Here is a 16,959-nt window from a genome sequence, read left to right on the forward strand (position 1 = left end):
TGTCTATCACTCCAAGTGCTCCCAGCTGATTCAAGCCGGGGTAAGGTTGCACATGGGTCAATTCTCGATGACAATTTCTGCTGCTGCCGGGTCAGTTCTCAGTGACAATCAACAGCATTAGAAGGTGAACCGTCATCGCTTGGCGCTGCGCCGTGAGCCATTCCAAGATCATCGCAGGGCCGCTCAGGTTCGCCTGTTTAGTGCTAGTATGGGTGTTAATGTTCTATATTTGTTCCGCATGAATATCAGTTTGCCAATGTTCCCCCGTTGAGGATGCGGTAGACGCTGGACTTGCCCACGCCTAGTTCCTTCGCGATCTGCAGGGGCTTCATGCCTTCACTGGCCAGCTTCTTGATGTCGTCAGTCTTCGCGACCGCCGTTGCTTTCCGGCCCTTGTAGCGTCCGTCTGCCTTGGCCTTCGCGATACCTTCGCGTTGCCTCTCCAGCATGATCTCTCGCTCAAACTGAGCAATGCCCCCGATCATGGTCAGCATGAGCCGCCCTGTAGGTGTCGCGGTATCAATGGCCAGATCAAGGATGCGGAGAGAGGCCCCTTTGGTCTCGATGGTTTCAACCAGTTGTAGAAGGTGTGCAACCGAGCGGGCCAAGCGGTCCAACTTGGTGACCACCACCACATCACCATCGCGGGCAAACTCAAGGGCAGCTTCAAGTTCCTTCCTAGCAGCCTTGTCTACTGAGGACACTTCCTCCGAGAATATCTTCTGACATCCTGCCTTGTTCAGTTCACGATGCTGCGCCTCAAGGCCTGCCTTCTGGTCTGTGGTCGATGTGCGGGCATATCCGATGATCAAGGGTCATTCCTTCCAATTAGGTTCTCAAAGGTTATGGGAAGTTATTCCCAAAACGTCAAGACCATTTATATGGGAAGCATTCAGACCCCCTTCGAGTTTCCCACAAGACTAAGCCCTATGGGAAACCTTCGATGCTGCCCCCCATGCAAAATGCACGGTCATAGGGTGCATGGTTCGGTGCCACCAACAGACCACCATCAGAACACCAATCCGATTGGAGTTCACCTGAGCGGGCGCTGGTCGATAAAGGCAACGCTGATGAATGGCAGGTGGATGAACGTCTCACCCAAGATGCTGCGATCAATGGCAAATCCAATCGGTGTGGCTTCCCGTGTCACGGTGATCTCGGTCGAACGAAGGCGGAATGATAGAAGGTGCATGACGGTGTCCTTGAGTTGATGTGAAGGCGGGCACAATGCATCGCCTCTTCCCCTTCATGGCCACTGGAAGGAAAACCGTCAAGACATTGTTTTTGCTGCACTAATGAAGCATTCCCGCAGGTGGAGCTAAGTTCTTCTTAGGGCTACCCCACGGGGGAAACCTGTGTCCTCTATATATATCATGGGGTGTCGGATTTTTGCGGTGAAAATAAAATGCCTTCCTAATTGGGTTCCGCTGCTCGTTTGCCACAATATCGCCAAAACTATCATTTGATACTGGGGCCAGAACGAAGGGAGTCACCGCGAATGAATAGAGAACAGATAATCGACAAGGTAAAACTGGCTCTTATGGTCTTGTTGATTCTAGGTATACCAACCGTTCTCATGTTTCTAGGTGACGGTGATCGGTCATACGGTGACCCTTATGATCACATTCGAAGATAGGCAGCACGTCACGCAACGCCCGCAAACGCTCCACCTTTCGGAGGTCGTTGAGGGTAGCCGCTCGGAGTTCCTGCACGGGTTCAGGCTGCTTCCATTTGGCATGCAGTCCGCGCAGGGTTCGAACGCGGGGGTACTTCCCCATGAGGTCGCCGATAAGGTGCTTGTTCTCAGCGCCCCACATGGCTGCTGCTCTATCATCCCGACTGTGTGTCTCAAGTTGCGACACACGAACCCACTGACCAAACTGCTCGTCGCTTGGGAACAACCTGCGGCCAGCGTTCAGGGCTTCCCCGTATTCCAGCCACCCGTCAATCGCTATGTTCTCCCCATGATTGATTGCATCACTGTTCTCCACCTTGATCAGTTCCTCACCGATCTCCGCAGCGATCTCCTTAGCGGTGCGCCCAAGGCTTCAAGACCTGTCAGGACTTGGTCAATAAGGCTGGTCAAAGGTGGTCAATGATTTGCCGTAAGCCATTGAAATACATCAATAAATGAATGCTGGCGGAGAGACAGGGATTCGAACCCTGGGTGGGCTTGCACCCACAACGGTTTTCGAGACCGCCCCGTTCGACCACTCCGGCACCTCTCCGCGATGGGAGGCGGGATAATGTGCCGCGCGCGCCGACGCAAGGGGCAAAAACGTGGTCACCGAGAATTGCATGGGCAAGGCGCCAAAAATCGTGTTTGACGATGATGACACTGCCCAAGACCGAAAGGATCCCACATGCTGCGCCGTTTTTTCTTGTCGCTTGCCGCCTCGGTAACACTGACCGGGGCCGTTTTTGCCCAGGACGACGGGGCCGATGCCCTGTTCGACGCGGTCGGCCTGCCTGAAATCGTCGCCGTGATGCGCGATGAAGGGATGGCCTACGGCGAGACGGTCGCGCAGGATATGTTCCCGTCGGGCATGACGCCCCGCTGGGCCGCGCATGTGTCGCGGATCTATGACACAGACAAGATGGTCGCCGAGATGCGCGCGGCATTCGTGACCGCCCTGCAGGACGATGACGTGGCGCCGATGCTGGCATTCTATCGGTCCGATTTGGGCGAGCGGATCGTCACGCTCGAGGTCGGTGCACGCGAGGCGATGCTTGATCCCACGCTCGATGCGGCCAGCAAGGCCTTTGCGGCCGAGGAGGCGCAGGCGGATACGCCCCGTTACCAGCTGATCACCGATTTCATCACCGCCAACGACCTGATCGAGGCCAATGTCGTGGGTGGGCTGAATTCCAACTATGCTTTCGTCGATGCGCTGGTGTCGGGGGGCGCCACCTTGCCGGGTGTCACCGCCAACGATCTGCTCGCCGATGTGTGGGCGCAGGAACCTGACATCCGCGCCAGCACGACCGAATGGCTCTATGCCTTTCTGCTGCTGGCCTACGCTCCGCTGAGCGATGCCGAACTGGTCGAACTGACCACCTTCAGCCAGACGCCGGAAGGGCGCGCCCTGACGGCGGCATTGTTCACCGCCTTCGATCAGATGTTCATGCGGGTGTCGCGCGATCTGGGGACGGCGGCTTCTGGCTTTATCATCAGTCAGGACCTGTGACCGGGTCTTGGCATCGGGGTGAAACGCGGTATGGTGCGGCCTGATCAACAAGAGGGAACAGGACTTTGCAACTGAAACTGACTGCCGCACTCGTTCTTGGACTTCTGGCTGGATGTGGCGGACAGGCGCCGCTGGTGTCGGTCGATCCCGCCCTGCCGACGGGCGATCCGCGTCAGGAACGGCTGGTGTTCAACGAATGCGCGATCTATTTCGCGGCCGTGCAGAAACTCCAGGCCGATGGCCGCCGCGCCAATGGCGACCCGACCCGTGGCTGCCCGGCGGATGCCGCAGCACGCCCCACCGACATCAACCCGATGGTCAGCGTGCCATCCGTATCGCCCGGCTTTCCGCAGGACCTGTACAACCGGATGATCGCGCGCGGCGTGCCGACCGATCTGGCGGATGACATTTCGCGGTCCAAGGCGTTCTGGGATCTGGTGGCGTTCCGCGACAGCACAGTCGGCAGCTTTTAGCCGCCGAACACCATCAGCGCCGTGACCAGCGCGCCGGGGTTGACATCGTAAAGCCCCATGTCCGATTGCAACTGGATCACGCGCGTTGGGCGGTCTTGCAGCGGCACACCGGCCGCATCCATCGCCGCCGTCAGCACAGGCCCACCGCCCGCGTCGATATCGCGGCGGATGGCGTCAAAGTTTGACTTGACGATGATCTCGACCTGCCCGCGCTTTTGCGCATAGCCGGGGTCGGTGATGGCGGTCAGTGGCGTGAATACGGGCACTCCGGGATTGGCGAGGTCCGTGGTACAAGCAGCGAGGATGAGCGGCAGGATCAGGGCAGGGCGCATGGGGGTTTTCCACCTTCTTTTGGCTTGACTTACAAGGGCATTGGATTGATAAGCCGCCATCTCGGCAAGGGTCTTGTCGGGATTTGTGCGAAATGACGCCTACGGGCGCGCAGTCCACAGGCACCAAACGCCGGATTATCCCGGGGCCTCAGCGACGCGGAAAATGAAGGAATAACATATGTTTGCGGTTCTCAAAACCGGCGGCAAGCAGTACAAGGTCGCCTCTGGCGACGTTCTGCGCGTCGAAAAGCTGGCAGCAAAAGCCGGCGACAAGATCCAGTTCAACGAGATTCTGATGGTCGGCTCGACTGTTGGTGCTCCCTTGGTGGCAGGCGCAGGCGTGCAGGCCGAGGTGATCGACCAGATCAAGGGCGAAAAGACCATCAACTACGTCAAGCGCCGTCGTAAGCACGGCAGCCAGCGCAAGAAAGGCCACCGTCAGCAACTGACGCTGGTCCGGATCGCCGACATTCTCGAAACAGGTGCCGACAAATCCGGTGTCATGGCCGCAGTGTCCGGTGCGGGCATCAAGATGGAAATCACGCCCCGCGTGAACCCCAAAGGCATCGCCAAGCCCAAGAAAGCCGCAGCGCCCAAAGCCGCCGCAGCGCCAGCCGGTGGCGACGACCTGAAAAAGCTGTCGGGCGTCGGCCCGGCGCTCGAAAAGAAATTGCATGATGCGGGCGTGACGTCTTTCGCGCAGATCGCAGCCTGGACCGAAGAAGACATCGCTGCCTTCGACGAAAAGCTGTCGTTCAAAGGCCGCATCGAACGTGAAGGCTGGGTTGCGCAAGCAGCCGAGCTGTCCAAAGCTTAAGGAGAGACGAGATGGCACATAAAAAAGCAGGCGGTTCATCCCGTAACGGACGCGACTCTGCGGGTCGTCGTCTTGGTGTGAAGAAATTCGGCGGCGAAGCCGTCATCCCCGGCAACATCATCATGCGCCAGCGCGGCACAAAGATGTGGCCAGGCATGGGCGTCGGCATGGGCAAGGATCATACGATCTTTGCAACAGCCGAAGGTGCCGTGAAGTTTCACAAGGGCCTGAAAGGCCGCACCTTTATTTCGGTTCTCCCTGTGGCGGAGGCCGCAGAGTAAACCGAAAATCTCAAAGGCGACATTTGGGGGGATCGGTTTTCACCGGTCCCCTTTTTTATTCACAAAATCGCCACCATGTCGGTCTAGACAGCGCCAAACTGGCTTGTTTTCGAGGAGGGAAAGCATGATCCATGAGGAAATCGCCGTGCAGCAGACGATTCAATCGGATCGTTTCATCCTGCGCCCGTGCCGCAAATCGGATGCAGGGCTGATTGCCATGTATGCCAGCGACGACCGCATCGCGCGCGGTACACGCTCCGTGCCCCATCCCTTGCCCCCCGGCACGGTCGAGGCCATGATCGAACGCGCCCTGCGTCCCGACCGGACCGAGGATGTCTGGATCATCGACGGGTCCGCCAATGGCCATGCCGAAGCGTTGGGGCTGATCAGCCTTGAACGGATGGACCGCGCGCAATCGGAAATCTTCTACTGGATCGCGCCGGCCTTCTGGAACACGGGCTACGCGTCCGAGGCCGTCCGCGCCCTGATCGCCGCGAACCCGCACCAGTCCGAACGCATCTTCGCCGAGGTGTTCCAGGACAATCCCGGCTCCGCCCGCGTCCTGACCAATTGCGGTTTCGACTATCTGGGCGACGCAGAGGCTTTCTCCGTCTCGCGCGGGGCGACCGTCCCGACATGGACCTATACGCTGAAAACCGGCGTGTGATCCGGCCTGTGGCTTGAGAAGCGCGGCACAATAGACTATCGCCTGCGCTGAACAGCCCAGAAAGCCCGAACCTATGAAGTTTCTCGATCTTGCCAAGGTCTATATCCGGTCCGGTGCCGGGGGAGCGGGCTGTATTTCCTTCCGCCGCGAAAAGTTCATCGAATACGGCGGGCCTGACGGCGGCGATGGTGGCAATGGCGGCGATGTCATCGTCGAGGCTGTCGACGGGCTGAACACACTTATCGATTTCCGCTATCAGCAGCACTTTTTTGCGGGCAACGGCCAGCATGGCATGGGCAGCCAGCGCACCGGCAAGGATGGCGATGACAAGGTCCTGCGCGTCCCCGTCGGCACCGAGATCATCGACGAGGATGAAGAAACCGTCATCGCCGACCTGACCGAGATCGGCCAGCGCGTCATCATCGCCAAAGGCGGCAATGGCGGCTGGGGCAACCTGCATTTCAAATCTGCCACCAATCAGGCCCCCCGCCGTGCCAACCCGGGGCAAGAGGCGATCGAGCGCACGATCTGGCTGCGGTTGAAACTGATCGCAGATGTGGGCCTGTTGGGCATGCCGAACGCGGGCAAATCCACCTTTCTGGCGGCAACTTCCAACGCGCGCCCCAAGGTGGCGGATTATCCGTTTACCACGTTGGTCCCCAACCTCGGCGTCGTCGGTGTGGATGATGTGGAATTCGTGGTCGCCGACATTCCCGGTCTGATCGCAGGCGCCAGCGAGGGGCGCGGCCTTGGCGATATGTTCCTTGGCCATGTCGAACGCTGCGCTGTTTTGCTGCACCTGATCGACGGAACGTCCGGCGATCCGGCAGGCGATCTGGTGACGATCATCCACGAGCTGGAACAATATGGCGGCGATCTGGCCGACAAGCCGCGGATCACCGTGTTGAACAAGATCGACGCGCTTGATGACGAAGAACGCGCCTTTCTGCGCGACGAACTGGCCGAGGTCGCCGTCGGCCCCGTGATGCTGATGTCCGGCGTCAGCCGCGAAGGGATCACCGACGTGCTGCGCGCCTTGCGCGCCGAGATCGACGACAACCGCCTGCGCCACCGCACCGCAGACGCCGCCACGGATGACCCCGAATGGCAACCTTAAGCGACGCCAAACGGCTGGTCGTCAAGATCGGCTCGGCCTTGCTGGTCGATGCCGCCACAGGCGCTTTGCGGCAGGACTGGCTGACCTCGCTGGCCGCCGATGTGGCGCAGATCAAGGCGCGCGGGGCGGATGTGATCCTTGTCTCTTCCGGCTCTATCGCTTTGGGGCGCGGTGTCCTGGGTCTGCCGCAGGCCGCGCTCGCGCTGGAACAGTCACAGGCCGCCGCCGCCGTGGGCCAGATCAGGCTGGCCCGCGCCTATGAACAGGCGCTCGCCCCGCATGGCATCATCGCGGGCCAAGTCCTGGTCACGCTTGAGGATTCGCAGGACCGCCGCCGGTATCTCAACAGCCGGGCCACCATGGAAACCATGCTCGGCTTCGGCGTCGTGCCCATCGTCAACGAAAACGACACAATCGCCACCGATGAAATCCGCTATGGCGACAATGACCGGCTTGCCGCACAGGTCGCCGTGACCATCGGGGCGGATCAACTGGTGCTGTTGTCGGATGTCGACGGGCTTTACACCGGCAACCCCAAGATTGACAGCACCGCGCAACACCTTGCCATCGTGGATAAAATCACCACCGAGATCGAAGGCATGGCCGGCGATGTCGGATCAACCCTGTCCAAAGGCGGGATGATCACGAAAATCATCGCCGCGAAAATCGCGACCGAAGGCGGCTGTGCGATGGCCATCGCCCTTGGCACAGACCTGCACCCGCTGGCGGCACTGGCGCAGGGCGCGCGCAGCACATGGTTCACCGCACAGGTCGATCCGCAGGCCGCACGCAAACGCTGGATCGCCGCGATGAAGCCGCGCGGCACGGTCACGGTGGATGACGGGGCGGGCAAGGCGCTGCTTTCCGGCAAAAGCCTGCTGCCTGCGGGCGTGACGGGGATCATCGGCAGTTTCGGACGTGGCGAGGTCATCACGATCGCCGATTCAGCGGGCGTGCATCTGGGGCAGGGCCTGACCCGCTATACCAGTGCCGAGGCCCGCCAGATCATGGGCCGCCGCTCGACCGAGATTGCGGCGATCCTGGGGTACGAAGGCCGCGCCGCTTTGGTGCATCGCGACGATATGGTGCTGTAAGGACAGAACATGACTGATATTCCCGCCCTGATGGCACAAATCGGCGCCGATGCCCGCGCCGCCGCGACCGTGCTGGCCACCGCCGGATCGGAACGCAAATATGCCGCGCTGATCGGGGCTGCCGATGCGATCTGCGACAACATCCTGGAGATCCTCGACGCCAATGCCGAAGATCAGGTCTACGGCGAGCAAAAGGGTCTGAGCCCCGCGATGATGGACCGCCTGATCCTGACCGAACCGCGCATCCGGGCGATGGCCGAAGGGCTGCGCAATGTTGCGGCACAACATGATCCTGTGGGAGAGGTCATCGCAGAATGGGACATGCCCACGGGCCTCAATATCCGCCGCGTGCGCACGCCTTTGGGCGTGGTCGGCGTGATCTATGAAAGCCGCCCCAACGTCACCGCCGACGCTGGCGCGCTGTGCCTGCAATCGGGCAATGCGGTGATCCTGCGGGGCGGGTCGGAAAGTTTCCATTCCTCCACCGCGATCCACAAATGCCTGCAAACGGGCCTGCAACAGGCGGGCCTGCCCGCCACAGCGATCCAGCTTGTGCCCACCCGCGACCGTGCGGCCGTGTCCGCGATGCTGACCGCCACCGACCATATCGACGTGATCGTGCCGCGCGGCGGCAAGGGGCTGGTGGGGCTTGTCCAGCGCGAGGCGCGGGTGCCGGTCTTTGCCCATCTCGAAGGCATCTGCCACATCTATGTCGGTGCCACCGCCGACCCCGCCATGGCGCTGGACATCGTGCTGAACGCGAAAACCCGCCGCACGGGTATCTGTGGTGCCATGGAATGCCTGCTGATCGACTGGCGGTTCTATACCCAGCACGGGCCCATGCTGGTCGACGCGCTGCTCAAAGCCGGGGTCGAGGTACGCGCCGATGGCGATCTGGCAAAGATCAAGGGCACAACCAAGGCGCAGCCTGATGATTTCGGTCGCGAATTCCTCGACATGATCTGTGCGGCCAAACTAGTCGACGGCGTGGACGAAGCCATCGCCCATATCCGCCGCTATGGGTCGAACCACACCGATGCGATCATCACCGAAGACGCACAGGCCGCCGCGCATTTCTTTGCCCAGCTCGACAGCGCGATCCTGATGCATAACGCGTCGACCCAGTTCGCCGATGGCGGCGAATTCGGGATGGGTGCGGAAATCGGCATCGCCACCGGCAAGATGCATGCGCGCGGGCCGGTTGGGGCCGAACAGCTGACCAGCTTCAAATACCTTGTCACCGGCAATGGCGCCGTGCGCGCCTGACCGCCCCCGGCTTCTTTTTTCCAAAAGCACTCCGGGGTGAGCCCCGGACTTGATCCGGGGCGAGGGGCAGCGCCCCTTTGCGATTTGTCAGAACGTCACCACGATCCGGTCACTGCTCATCTTGATCTTCAGGCTTCGGCCCGCCTCGGCCAGAAGGCCCGGCAAAAGCGCGAACTGGACCTGTGCGGCCGAATAGGCAAACGCCGTGTCACCCTCGGCCAGCCGGTCCCACAGATCCGGCTCGATCTTGAAGCGGAGGCTTTCCGCGCTCAGCACCCAGCGTTCATCGATGAATTGCACGTGGATGTCCCCGCCCACCGGCATCGCCGCCTCGAAACATTGCAGCAGCAACAGCGCGCAGCGGACCTCGCGGCGGGGGCGATCCTCGGCCACCTGCCAGAAATAGGTAAACCTGCCACCGCGTGCCAGAACGGATATGAACGACAATACCTCGGTACTGTTCAGCATCTGATCGGCACTGGCGGCACCATAGGCGATGCGGTAAAATCGGATGCGCGCATTGGCGTTCTGCACGGAATCGGAAATAAGGTCCATCTCCGCGCCCTGATCGCCATCGGTCAACGAGAGCAATTCGAGGCCATTGCCGATGGCGCCGATTGGGCTGATAAGGTCATGGCATATCCGCGAGCCGACAAGAGTGGCAAGATCAGGCTGCATGAGGTAGGCTCCATTGAGGGGAAACTGTAATGTCGGGAATAAACGCCATCCTCGAACCCGGGATGCTGGTGCGCCATCCGGCGCAGCCTGACTGGGGTATCGGGCAGGTGCAGTCCAGTATCGCTGGCCGGATCACGGTAAACTTCAGAGAGGCCGGCAAGGTCGTCATTGATGGAAACCACATTCTCTTGGAACTCATTACATGCACTTAGTGCAACCTTGAGTAGTCGAATTAAAATTTGTGTCAACCGTTTGCTTTGCGAGACTGACCAAGTATGACCGTCAAAAAGTTAATCATTTCTTAATGAACAAGATGCACGAAGAGACACGCGATCTGTCCATCGGGGCACGGCCCGGCCCGCAGTTTGCGGTGTCGATCGCACAGAGCCGTGCCGATGTTCTGGCGGCGCAACGGCTGCGCTATCAGGTGTTCGTGGCCGAATTGGGCGGCGACGGGCCGATGGTGGACCATCGTGCAGGTCTGGAACAGGATATCTTCGACGTCCATGCCACCCATCTGATCCTGCGGGACCTGTCCCGCCCGCAGGCGGATCAGGTTGTCGGTGTCTACCGCCTGCTGGACGCGGCGGCCGCGGCGGCGGCCGGGCAATATTATTGCGAAAACGAATATGACCTGACACGGCTGAAAACATCCGGCTACAGACTGCTGGAACTCGGGCGGTCCTGCCTGCACCCGGCCTATCGCGGCGGTATCGCGATGATGCATCTGTGGCAGGCGCTTGCAGACTACGTTGCCGTCAACAAGATCGACGTCCTGTTCGGGGTCGCGTCGTTTCATGGCACCGACCTGGCGCGTCTGGCGGCCCCGCTCAGCCTGCTGTTTCATCGCCATGCGGCGCCCCCCCCGTTTCAGGTCGCGGCGATCGGACCGGGTGCGCAAAGCTTCACGCCGCTTGCGCTGGACAGGATCGACCGGGTTGCGGCGATGCGCGAGACGCCGGCCCTGATCAAGGCCTACCTGCGGATCGGCGGCGTTGTGGGGCAGGGCGTCTTTGTCGACCACGCGTTCAACACCACCGATGTCTGCCTGATCCTGCCCACATCCTGTGTCAGCACGCGGCACCATCAGATCTACAAAAGGCCGTTGTCGCATGGCTGAGACCTGGTACAGCGATCACCCACCGGTGCATGCACCGCTTGGCGCAGGCGGCTGGTGGCGTGTGCTGCGGCGCGGGCTGCCGCTTGGCTTGCTGGTCTTTGGCGGTTTGTCGGTGCTGCTGCTGATCCGTCTGATCGAACGTCCGCTTTGCGGCCTGCGACGTCCGGTCACGCCCTATATAACGCAGGCCGTGTGTCGCGCGGCCTTTGTGCTGTTGGGCATCGGGTATCGCGCGCAAGGCACACCGATGCGCGGCGCCGGTGCCGTCGTCGCCAATCATGCAAGCTGGCTGGACATATTCGCGCTCAATGCCCGCAAGCGGATCTATTTCGTGTCGAAATCCGAAGTCGCGGGCTGGCCGGGGATCGGCTGGCTGGCGCGCGCGACGGGCACCGTGTTCATCCGCCGCGACCGGCGCGATACGCTGGACCAGATCGTATTGTTCCGTGATCGGCTGCAAGCGGGTCACAAGCTGCTGTTTTTTCCCGAAGGCACATCGACCGACGGTCTGCAGGTGCTGCCTTTCAAGCCGACGCTGTTTGCGGCCTTTTTTGACCCTGCCTTGCGCGGCAATCTCGCGGTGCAGCCGGTCACGATCAGATACCACGCGCCTGCGGGGGCTGACCTGCGGTTCTATGGCTGGTGGGGTGACATGGGGTTCGGGCCGCATTTGCTCGGCACTTTGGCCGCGCGGCGTCAAGGCGGCGTGACCGTGATCTATCACCCGCCGGTGCAAGTGCGGGATTTCACCGACCGCAAGGCGCTGGCGCGTGCCTTGGAGGAGCGGGTGCGCGCGGGGCTGGCAGGCTAGGGGCGCTGCCCCGTTCCCGGATTTCATCCGGGACAAGATGAGTATTTTTGGAAATAAGAAGTCTTTAAGAGGTCATCGCCTTCAGGAGCGATCCAAGTGCTTTCGCTGCGTCGTCCTCGCGCCAGATTTCATCGCCGATACCGAAGAAATCGGTATGTGGCGTGAGTTGCCGGATCAGGTTTTCGTCCAGCGCGCCTTCGGCGACGACCGGAACTTCGATCATTTCCGACCACCAGGCGAAAAGCTCCAGATCGGCGGTGCGGCCATCGCCCAAGCCGGAGGCGCCCACGGGGCCAAAGCTGATGTAATCGGCCCCAAGTTCACCCGCGGTCATGCCGTCATGGCGCGAATTGCCGCAGAATGCCCCGACGATGGCGTCATCGCCCAGATCCTTGCGGATCTTTTTCACCGACCGCGCCGCATCGAGCAGGTGCACCCCGTCCAGCCCCAGCCTGTCGACCATCAGCACATGGCTTTCGATCACCAGCGCGACGTCGCGGGCATGGGTGACGGCGCGCAAAGCATCAGCCGCGCGCGCGATCTTGCTGTCGTCCTTGGTCGCAAGCGCCAGCCGGACGCAACCGATTTCGGTGCTGTCCAGACAGGCGGCCAGCCGGTCGGGAAAGGTCATCAGATCAAAATCCGTCGGTGTGATCAGGTAGATTTGCGGTGTGTCTGCGGCGTCCGACATCTGGCTTGGTCCGGTCTGGGAAAGGTTCGCCCGTCTCTAGCGGGGATCGCAGGCTTTGGCCATGCCTTGCTTGCCTTGGCGCGGGGTGCGGCGTAACAGGGCGCAGTTTCAGCCAAGGATCCCCGATGCCCGTGACGACCCCGCAGCCTGCCTTTGTCCTGATCCGTCCGCAGATGGGCGAAAACATCGGGGCCGCCGCGCGCGGCATGTGGAATTTCGGGCTGGACCGGATGCGCGTGATCGCCCCCCGCGACGGCTGGCCCAACCAGCGCGCCGTCGCCATGGCAAGCGGGGCGGGCCGTCTGCTCGACGAAGCGCAGCTGTTCGCGGATACCGCCGCCGCGATTGCCGATTGCGATTTCGTCTATGCCACGACCGCGCGGCCGCGTGGCTTGACCAAGCCGGTCCTGTCGCCCGAGGCCGCGATGCAGGACGCCCGTGCGCGCATCACCGCAGGCGGCAAGGTCGCCGTCATGTTCGGCCCCGAACGCGCGGGCATGGAAAACGACGATATCGCGCGCGCCAATGCCATCATCTCCGTGCCGGTGAACCCCGATTTTCCATCACTGAACCTTGCGCAATGCGTGCTGTTGCTGGGCTATGAATGGCGGCGGGTCGCGACCGAGGTCGTGCCCCTGCGCCATGATGCGCCCGGCGATTGGGCCACCCAGATCGAGATCGAGAAACTGGCCGACCATTATCAGGACCGGCTTGACGAGGCGGGGTTCTTTTTCCCCGCCGACAAGGCTCCGAATATGCAGATGAACCTGCGCAACCTGTGGTCGCGGATGCCGCTGACGCGGGCGGATGTGCAGATGCTGCACGGCATCCTGCGCCAGATGGTGCGCTGGAAGGACCGCGGTTAGGACCTGTGGCACCCTGACGCTTGCGCTTGGGGCGTGCCGGACCTAGGTTCCGCCGCAACAAGACGGAGACGGCCATGGCAACCAAGCGCAGCATTTTCGAAGAGGTCGGCGACAGCCCCAAACAGGCCGCGACCCCCGGCGGGATCGCGCGTGCCGGACAAGGCGCGCGGCTGGCGATCAGGGCGTGGTTGATGGCGCTTTTCGCGCTGGTCGTCATCATGATCGCGGTGGGCGGGCTCACCCGCCTGACCGACAGCGGCCTGTCGATCACCGAATGGGCCCCGGTGACCGGCGCATTGCCGCCCCTGTCCGCCGAGGCGTGGCAGGTCGAGTTCGATAAATACCGCGAGATCCCGCAATATCAGTTGATGAACCGCGGGATGAGCATGGAGGAATTCAAGGTCATCTATTACTGGGAATGGGGCCATCGCCAGTTGGGCCGGTTCATCGGCCTCGTCTGGGCATTGGGTTTCTTTTACTTCCTGTTGCGCCGCCAGATTCCGGCGGGTTGGACCGGACGGTTGCTGTTCCTTGGCGCTTTGGGCGGATTACAGGGGGCGATCGGCTGGTGGATGGTGGCATCGGGCCTGCAAGAGGGCATGTTGAGCGTTGCGTCCTACCGTCTGGCCACCCATCTGGGGCTGGCTTTTGTGATTTTCGGCTTCATCGCCTGGTATGTCTATCTTCTGGGCCGCCCGTCGGCTGATCTGTTGCAGGCACGCCGGTCGGGGGACGGGCGGCTGGCGAAATGGGGCGGCGTGCTGGTGGGGCTGGCCTTTGTGCAGATCCTGCTGGGCGCGCTGGTCGCTGGCATCGACGCGGGCCGCGCCTTTCCCGACTGGCCGTTGATGGCGGGCGGGTTCTTTCCGCCCGAGCCTTTCAACCTTGACCCGGTCTGGCGCAATTTCTTTGAAGATGCGGGGCTGGTGCAGTTCATGCACCGGATGGCGGGCTATATCCTTTTTGCAGGCGCGCTGGTGGTCTGGTGGATCGCGCGCAGCGCAGCCAACAGATATATCCGTGCAGCGTTCAACATGATGATGGCGGTGATGACATTACAAGTCGTGCTGGGAATCGTGACGGTGATCTATTCTGCACCTGTGCATCTGGCGATCACGCATCAATTCGTGGCGGTCGTGCTTTGGGCCACGATCCTGCGCGCGCGGTTCATGGCGCGCTATCCTAAACCCCAATCCGTAAGGACCGCTTGATGAGTGCATATACCGAACTGATGGCCTTCCAGCGCGACACCGAGGCGCTGGCGCAGGTGGCTGGCCGTCTGGGGTGGGATCAGGAAACCGTGATGCCCGATGGCGCAGGCCCGCAACGCGCCGAGGAACATGGCGCGATGGCCAGCATCCTGCACGCCCGTCGCACCGACCCGCGCGTGGGTGACTGGCTGGAGGCGGCCGAGGCGGCCGATGATGTCGCCGCCGCCAACCTGCGCCATATCCGCCGCGGTTTCGACCGCGCGACCAAGGTGCCGGCACGGCTGGCCACGGAACTCGCGCAGACCACATCCCGCGCGCACAGGATCTGGGCCAAGGCCCGCGCCGAAGAGGATGTCGCGGCGTTTCTGCCGGTGCTGCAACAGGTGTTGGACCTGCGCCGCGAAGAGGCTGCCGCCATCGCGGGCAATGCCGATCCTTATGACGCGCTGCTCGATGATTACGAACCCGGCGCGACGGGGGCGAGCCTGAGTGCGATGTTCGCCGCCTTGCGCCCGCGCTTGGTGGACTTGCGCGCCGCCGTGCTGGACCGGCCCAAGCCGCCCGCCCTGACGGGCCTGTTCGACGAGACAGCGCAGCTTGCGCTGTCGACCAAGCTTGCGCTCGCCTTTGGCTATGACCTTGATACGGGGCGCATCGACAAGGCGGTGCATCCGTTCTCCTCGGGTTCCGGCCTTGATGTGCGGATCACGACCCGCACCAACCCTGCCGATCCGTTCAACTGTTTCTATTCCACGATCCACGAGGTCGGCCATGCCGCCTATGAACAGGGGATCGACCGTGCGCATCTGCTGACACCGCTGGGGGCCGGCGTGTCGATGGGCGTGCATGAAAGCCAGAGCCGGATTTACGAAAACCAGCTTGGCCGCAGCCGCGCCTTTACCGGCTGGCTTTACGGGCAGATGCGGGATGCATTCGGCGATTTCGGCATCGCGGATGAAGATGCCTTTTATGCCTGCGTCAACCGCGTCAGCGACGGGTTCATCCGCACCGAAGCGGACGAGCTGCAATATAACCTGCATGTGCTGCTGCGTTTCGATCTGGAACGCGTGCTGGTGTCGGGCGATCTGGCGGTGACCGATCTGGAGGCGGCGTGGAACGACCGCTTTGCCGCCGATTTCGGTTTCGCTGTGGACCGTCCGTCCAACGGCGTCTTGCAGGATGTGCACTGGTCCGAAGGATTGTTCGGTTATTTCCCGACCTACACCTTGGGCAATGTCTATGCGGGTTGCCTGCATCAGGCGCTGCGTGCGGCGGTGCCGGATCTGGACGATGATCTGGCGCGCGGGGATACGTCACGCGCGACGGGCTGGCTGCGCCGCAATCTGCAGCAATTCGGGGGGCTGCGGACACCGGTCGAGACGATCACCCATGCGGCAGGCTTTGCGCCGCAGGAGGGGCCGTTGCTGGACTATCTGGAGGCGAAGTTTTCGGGGATATATGGCCTCTAGAACTTTTATGCCTCCGGCGGGGATATTTTTACTCTGAAGATGACCAGTCGGGGGGGCGCTTTTCGAGGAACGCAGTGATCCCCTCGTCGGTGTCGCGCACCATCATGTTCTCGACCATCACGGCGCTGGTATAGGCATAGGCTTCGGCGGTGGTCAGTTGCGCCTGATCGTAGAAGGCGGATTTGCCGATCTTGACCGCGACGGGCAGTTTGGCAGCGATGGATTGCGCAAGGGCGCGGGTTTCATCGGCGAGTGTTGCCAGCGGCACCGCGCGGTTGATCAGGCCAAGGCGGGTGGCCTCGTCGGCATGGATGAAGCGGCCTGTCGTCAGCATTTCGAACGCGGCCTTGCGGGGAATGTTGCGGGTCAGCGCCACCATCGGAGTGGAACAGAACAGCCCGATATTGACGCCGTTCACGCCAAAGCGGGTGTCATCGGCCGCAATCGCCATGTCGCAGGTGGCGACCAGCTGGCACCCTGCAGCGGTCGCGATGCCATGGACCTGCGCGATGACAGGCTGCGGCATTGACTGGATGCGCTGCATGACGGCTGCACAGCGCGCGAAGATATCCGCAAAATAGGCGGCCCCGCCATCGGCGGCCTGCCGTCCCGCCTGCATTTCGCGCAGATCATGGCCCGCGCAAAAGGCCTTGCCACTGCCCGCGATGATGACCGCACGGACCTCCGTATCGTCGACGATCTGGTCCAGCGTGCCGTGCAGGGCCGCCAGCATGGCGTCAGACAGCGCGTTGAGCCTGTCGGGTGCGTTCAGCGTCAGATGGGCGATATGGTCGCGGTCTTGGCGCAGCAGGATATCCATCGGCTTGTCCTTTGTCGGGTGTGGCATCATGCTAAGCCAGCACAGGCCAGAGGGGAAG

General features: G+C 61.9%; 20 protein-coding genes and 1 tRNA gene. 14 read left to right on the plus strand and 7 right to left on the minus strand.

The genetic code is table 11. The annotated features are described in order from the left end of the window. Nucleotides 1–245 precede the first annotated feature (245 nt). The 3 genes from H147_RS0101730 to H147_RS0101745 all read right to left on the minus strand — a co-directional run bounded on the left by H147_RS0101730 (nt 246) and on the right by H147_RS0101745 (nt 2,228). The gene (locus H147_RS0101730; RefSeq protein WP_019953609.1) at nt 246–812 is read right to left on the minus strand and encodes a recombinase family protein; all 567 of its coding nucleotides are present in this window, start codon (nt 810–812) and stop codon (nt 246–248) included. 221 nt (nt 813–1,033) lie between these two features. Further along, nucleotides 1,034–1,192: a hypothetical protein gene (locus tag H147_RS20895; RefSeq protein ID WP_019953610.1), complete on the minus strand. Its 159-nt coding sequence runs from the start codon at nt 1,190–1,192 to the stop codon at nt 1,034–1,036. Nucleotides 1,193–2,138: 946 nt separating this feature from the next. After that, nucleotides 2,139–2,228: transfer RNA gene (locus tag H147_RS0101745), tRNA-Ser, on the minus strand. Between the two features lie 135 nt (nt 2,229–2,363). Between H147_RS0101745 and H147_RS0101750 the strand changes: the two genes are divergently transcribed. Both H147_RS0101750 and H147_RS0101755 read left to right on the plus strand, forming a co-directional pair. Continuing rightward, nucleotides 2,364–3,188 (plus strand): DUF2059 domain-containing protein, encoded by an 825-nt coding sequence (locus tag H147_RS0101750; RefSeq protein ID WP_019953612.1) that lies wholly within the window; start codon nt 2,364–2,366, stop codon nt 3,186–3,188. Between the two features lie 65 nt (nt 3,189–3,253). Beyond that, nucleotides 3,254–3,661 carry a hypothetical protein gene (locus tag H147_RS0101755; protein WP_019953613.1) on the plus strand — a complete coding sequence of 136 codons (408 nt, stop codon included), beginning with the start codon at nt 3,254–3,256 and terminating at the stop codon, nt 3,659–3,661. Here H147_RS0101755 and H147_RS0101760 read toward each other — a convergent pair. Beyond that, the gene (locus H147_RS0101760) at nt 3,658–3,993 is read right to left on the minus strand and encodes a hypothetical protein (protein ID WP_019953614.1); all 336 of its coding nucleotides are present in this window, start codon (nt 3,991–3,993) and stop codon (nt 3,658–3,660) included. The two genes, H147_RS0101755 and H147_RS0101760, sit on opposite strands and share 4 nt — an antisense overlap. Nucleotides 3,994–4,171: 178 nt before the next feature. On the opposite strand from H147_RS0101760, the gene H147_RS0101765 reads away from it, so the two are divergent. The 6 genes from H147_RS0101765 (at nt 4,172) to H147_RS0101790 (ending at nt 9,235) form a co-directional block, all read left to right on the plus strand. After that, nucleotides 4,172–4,810 carry a 50S ribosomal protein L21 gene (locus H147_RS0101765; protein WP_019953615.1) on the plus strand — a complete coding sequence of 213 codons (639 nt, stop codon included), beginning with the start codon at nt 4,172–4,174 and terminating at the stop codon, nt 4,808–4,810. An 11-nt stretch (nt 4,811–4,821) separates the two neighbouring features. After that, a complete protein-coding gene (rpmA, locus tag H147_RS0101770) occupies nt 4,822–5,091 on the plus strand; it encodes a 50S ribosomal protein L27 (RefSeq protein ID WP_026352164.1) in 270 nt (89 codons plus the stop codon). Between the two features lie 124 nt (nt 5,092–5,215). Next, nucleotides 5,216–5,758, plus strand: coding sequence for a GNAT family N-acetyltransferase (locus H147_RS0101775; RefSeq protein ID WP_019953617.1), 543 nt, complete (start codon nt 5,216–5,218; stop codon nt 5,756–5,758). 73 nt (nt 5,759–5,831) lie between these two features. Further along, a complete protein-coding gene (obgE, locus tag H147_RS0101780) occupies nt 5,832–6,875 on the plus strand; it encodes a GTPase ObgE (RefSeq protein ID WP_019953618.1) in 1,044 nt (347 codons plus the stop codon). Continuing rightward, entirely contained in the window at nt 6,863–7,969 is a 1,107-nt protein-coding gene (gene proB / locus H147_RS0101785; protein WP_019953619.1) for a glutamate 5-kinase, read from the plus strand. Before obgE ends, proB begins: the two co-directional genes overlap by 13 nt. A gap of 9 nt (nt 7,970–7,978) precedes the next feature. Further along, entirely contained in the window at nt 7,979–9,235 is a 1,257-nt protein-coding gene (locus H147_RS0101790) for a glutamate-5-semialdehyde dehydrogenase (protein WP_019953620.1), read from the plus strand. 87 nt (nt 9,236–9,322) lie between these two features. Here the strand turns inward: H147_RS0101790 and H147_RS0101795 are convergent, their stop codons facing one another. Continuing rightward, the gene (locus H147_RS0101795; protein WP_019953621.1) at nt 9,323–9,913 is read right to left on the minus strand and encodes a histidine phosphotransferase family protein; all 591 of its coding nucleotides are present in this window, start codon (nt 9,911–9,913) and stop codon (nt 9,323–9,325) included. A 29-nt stretch (nt 9,914–9,942) separates the two neighbouring features. Between H147_RS0101795 and H147_RS0101800 the strand changes: the two genes are divergently transcribed. From H147_RS0101800 to olsA, 3 genes are all read left to right on the plus strand, one after another. Further along, entirely contained in the window at nt 9,943–10,125 is a 183-nt protein-coding gene (locus tag H147_RS0101800) for a DUF3553 domain-containing protein (RefSeq protein ID WP_019953622.1), read from the plus strand. A 92-nt stretch (nt 10,126–10,217) separates the two neighbouring features. Next, nucleotides 10,218–11,033, plus strand: a complete 816-nt coding sequence (gene olsB, locus H147_RS0101805) for an L-ornithine N(alpha)-acyltransferase (RefSeq protein WP_019953623.1) — start codon at nt 10,218–10,220, stop codon at nt 11,031–11,033. Beyond that, nucleotides 11,026–11,844 (plus strand): lyso-ornithine lipid O-acyltransferase, encoded by an 819-nt coding sequence (gene olsA, locus H147_RS0101810; RefSeq protein WP_019953624.1) that lies wholly within the window; start codon nt 11,026–11,028, stop codon nt 11,842–11,844. Before olsB ends, olsA begins: the two co-directional genes overlap by 8 nt. Nucleotides 11,845–11,908: 64 nt before the next feature. Here the strand turns inward: olsA and H147_RS0101815 are convergent, their stop codons facing one another. Continuing rightward, a complete protein-coding gene (locus tag H147_RS0101815) occupies nt 11,909–12,535 on the minus strand; it encodes a thiamine phosphate synthase (protein WP_019953625.1) in 627 nt (208 codons plus the stop codon). A gap of 125 nt (nt 12,536–12,660) precedes the next feature. Here H147_RS0101815 and H147_RS0101820 point away from each other — a divergent pair, with 125 nt between their 5' ends. From H147_RS0101820 to H147_RS0101830, 3 genes are all read left to right on the plus strand, one after another. After that, on the plus strand, nt 12,661–13,401 hold the full coding sequence (locus H147_RS0101820) for an RNA methyltransferase (RefSeq protein ID WP_019953626.1): 741 nt from the start codon (nt 12,661–12,663) through the stop codon (nt 13,399–13,401). Nucleotides 13,402–13,475: 74 nt separating this feature from the next. Next, on the plus strand, nt 13,476–14,612 hold the full coding sequence (ctaA, locus tag H147_RS0101825) for a heme A synthase (RefSeq protein WP_019953627.1): 1,137 nt from the start codon (nt 13,476–13,478) through the stop codon (nt 14,610–14,612). Next, nucleotides 14,612–16,081: a carboxypeptidase M32 gene (locus tag H147_RS0101830; protein ID WP_019953628.1), complete on the plus strand. Its 1,470-nt coding sequence runs from the start codon at nt 14,612–14,614 to the stop codon at nt 16,079–16,081. The genes ctaA and H147_RS0101830 overlap by 1 nt, the downstream gene beginning before the upstream one ends. 28 nt (nt 16,082–16,109) lie before the next feature. Here H147_RS0101830 and H147_RS0101835 read toward each other — a convergent pair whose 3' ends face one another. Next, entirely contained in the window at nt 16,110–16,931 is an 822-nt protein-coding gene (locus H147_RS0101835; RefSeq protein WP_019953629.1) for an enoyl-CoA hydratase, read from the minus strand. Between the last annotated feature and the right edge of the window lie 28 nt (nt 16,932–16,959).

The sequence above is a fragment of the Yoonia vestfoldensis DSM 16212 genome (genome assembly GCF_000382265.1).
Lineage (GTDB): Bacteria > Pseudomonadota > Alphaproteobacteria > Rhodobacterales > Rhodobacteraceae > Yoonia > Yoonia vestfoldensis.

Coding starts and splice junctions, on each gene's coding strand:
- H147_RS20895 (WP_019953610.1), bottom strand. CDS start 1,192: ATGCACCTTCTATCATTCCGCCTTCGTTCGACCGAGATCACCGTGACA.
- H147_RS0101750 (WP_019953612.1), top strand. CDS start 2,364: ATGCTGCGCCGTTTTTTCTTGTCGCTTGCCGCCTCGGTAACACTGACC.
- H147_RS0101760 (WP_019953614.1), bottom strand. CDS start 3,993: ATGCGCCCTGCCCTGATCCTGCCGCTCATCCTCGCTGCTTGTACCACG.
- H147_RS0101765 (WP_019953615.1), top strand. CDS start 4,172: ATGTTTGCGGTTCTCAAAACCGGCGGCAAGCAGTACAAGGTCGCCTCT.
- rpmA (WP_026352164.1), top strand. CDS start 4,822: ATGGCACATAAAAAAGCAGGCGGTTCATCCCGTAACGGACGCGACTCT.
- H147_RS0101775 (WP_019953617.1), top strand. CDS start 5,216: ATGATCCATGAGGAAATCGCCGTGCAGCAGACGATTCAATCGGATCGT.
- obgE (WP_019953618.1), top strand. CDS start 5,832: ATGAAGTTTCTCGATCTTGCCAAGGTCTATATCCGGTCCGGTGCCGGG.
- proB (WP_019953619.1), top strand. CDS start 6,863: ATGGCAACCTTAAGCGACGCCAAACGGCTGGTCGTCAAGATCGGCTCG.
- H147_RS0101790 (WP_019953620.1), top strand. CDS start 7,979: ATGACTGATATTCCCGCCCTGATGGCACAAATCGGCGCCGATGCCCGC.
- H147_RS0101795 (WP_019953621.1), bottom strand. CDS start 9,913: ATGCAGCCTGATCTTGCCACTCTTGTCGGCTCGCGGATATGCCATGAC.
- H147_RS0101800 (WP_019953622.1), top strand. CDS start 9,943: ATGTCGGGAATAAACGCCATCCTCGAACCCGGGATGCTGGTGCGCCAT.
- olsB (WP_019953623.1), top strand. CDS start 10,218: ATGAACAAGATGCACGAAGAGACACGCGATCTGTCCATCGGGGCACGG.
- olsA (WP_019953624.1), top strand. CDS start 11,026: ATGGCTGAGACCTGGTACAGCGATCACCCACCGGTGCATGCACCGCTT.
- H147_RS0101815 (WP_019953625.1), bottom strand. CDS start 12,535: ATGTCGGACGCCGCAGACACACCGCAAATCTACCTGATCACACCGACG.
- H147_RS0101820 (WP_019953626.1), top strand. CDS start 12,661: ATGCCCGTGACGACCCCGCAGCCTGCCTTTGTCCTGATCCGTCCGCAG.
- ctaA (WP_019953627.1), top strand. CDS start 13,476: ATGGCAACCAAGCGCAGCATTTTCGAAGAGGTCGGCGACAGCCCCAAA.
- H147_RS0101830 (WP_019953628.1), top strand. CDS start 14,612: ATGAGTGCATATACCGAACTGATGGCCTTCCAGCGCGACACCGAGGCG.
- H147_RS0101835 (WP_019953629.1), bottom strand. CDS start 16,931: ATGATGCCACACCCGACAAAGGACAAGCCGATGGATATCCTGCTGCGC.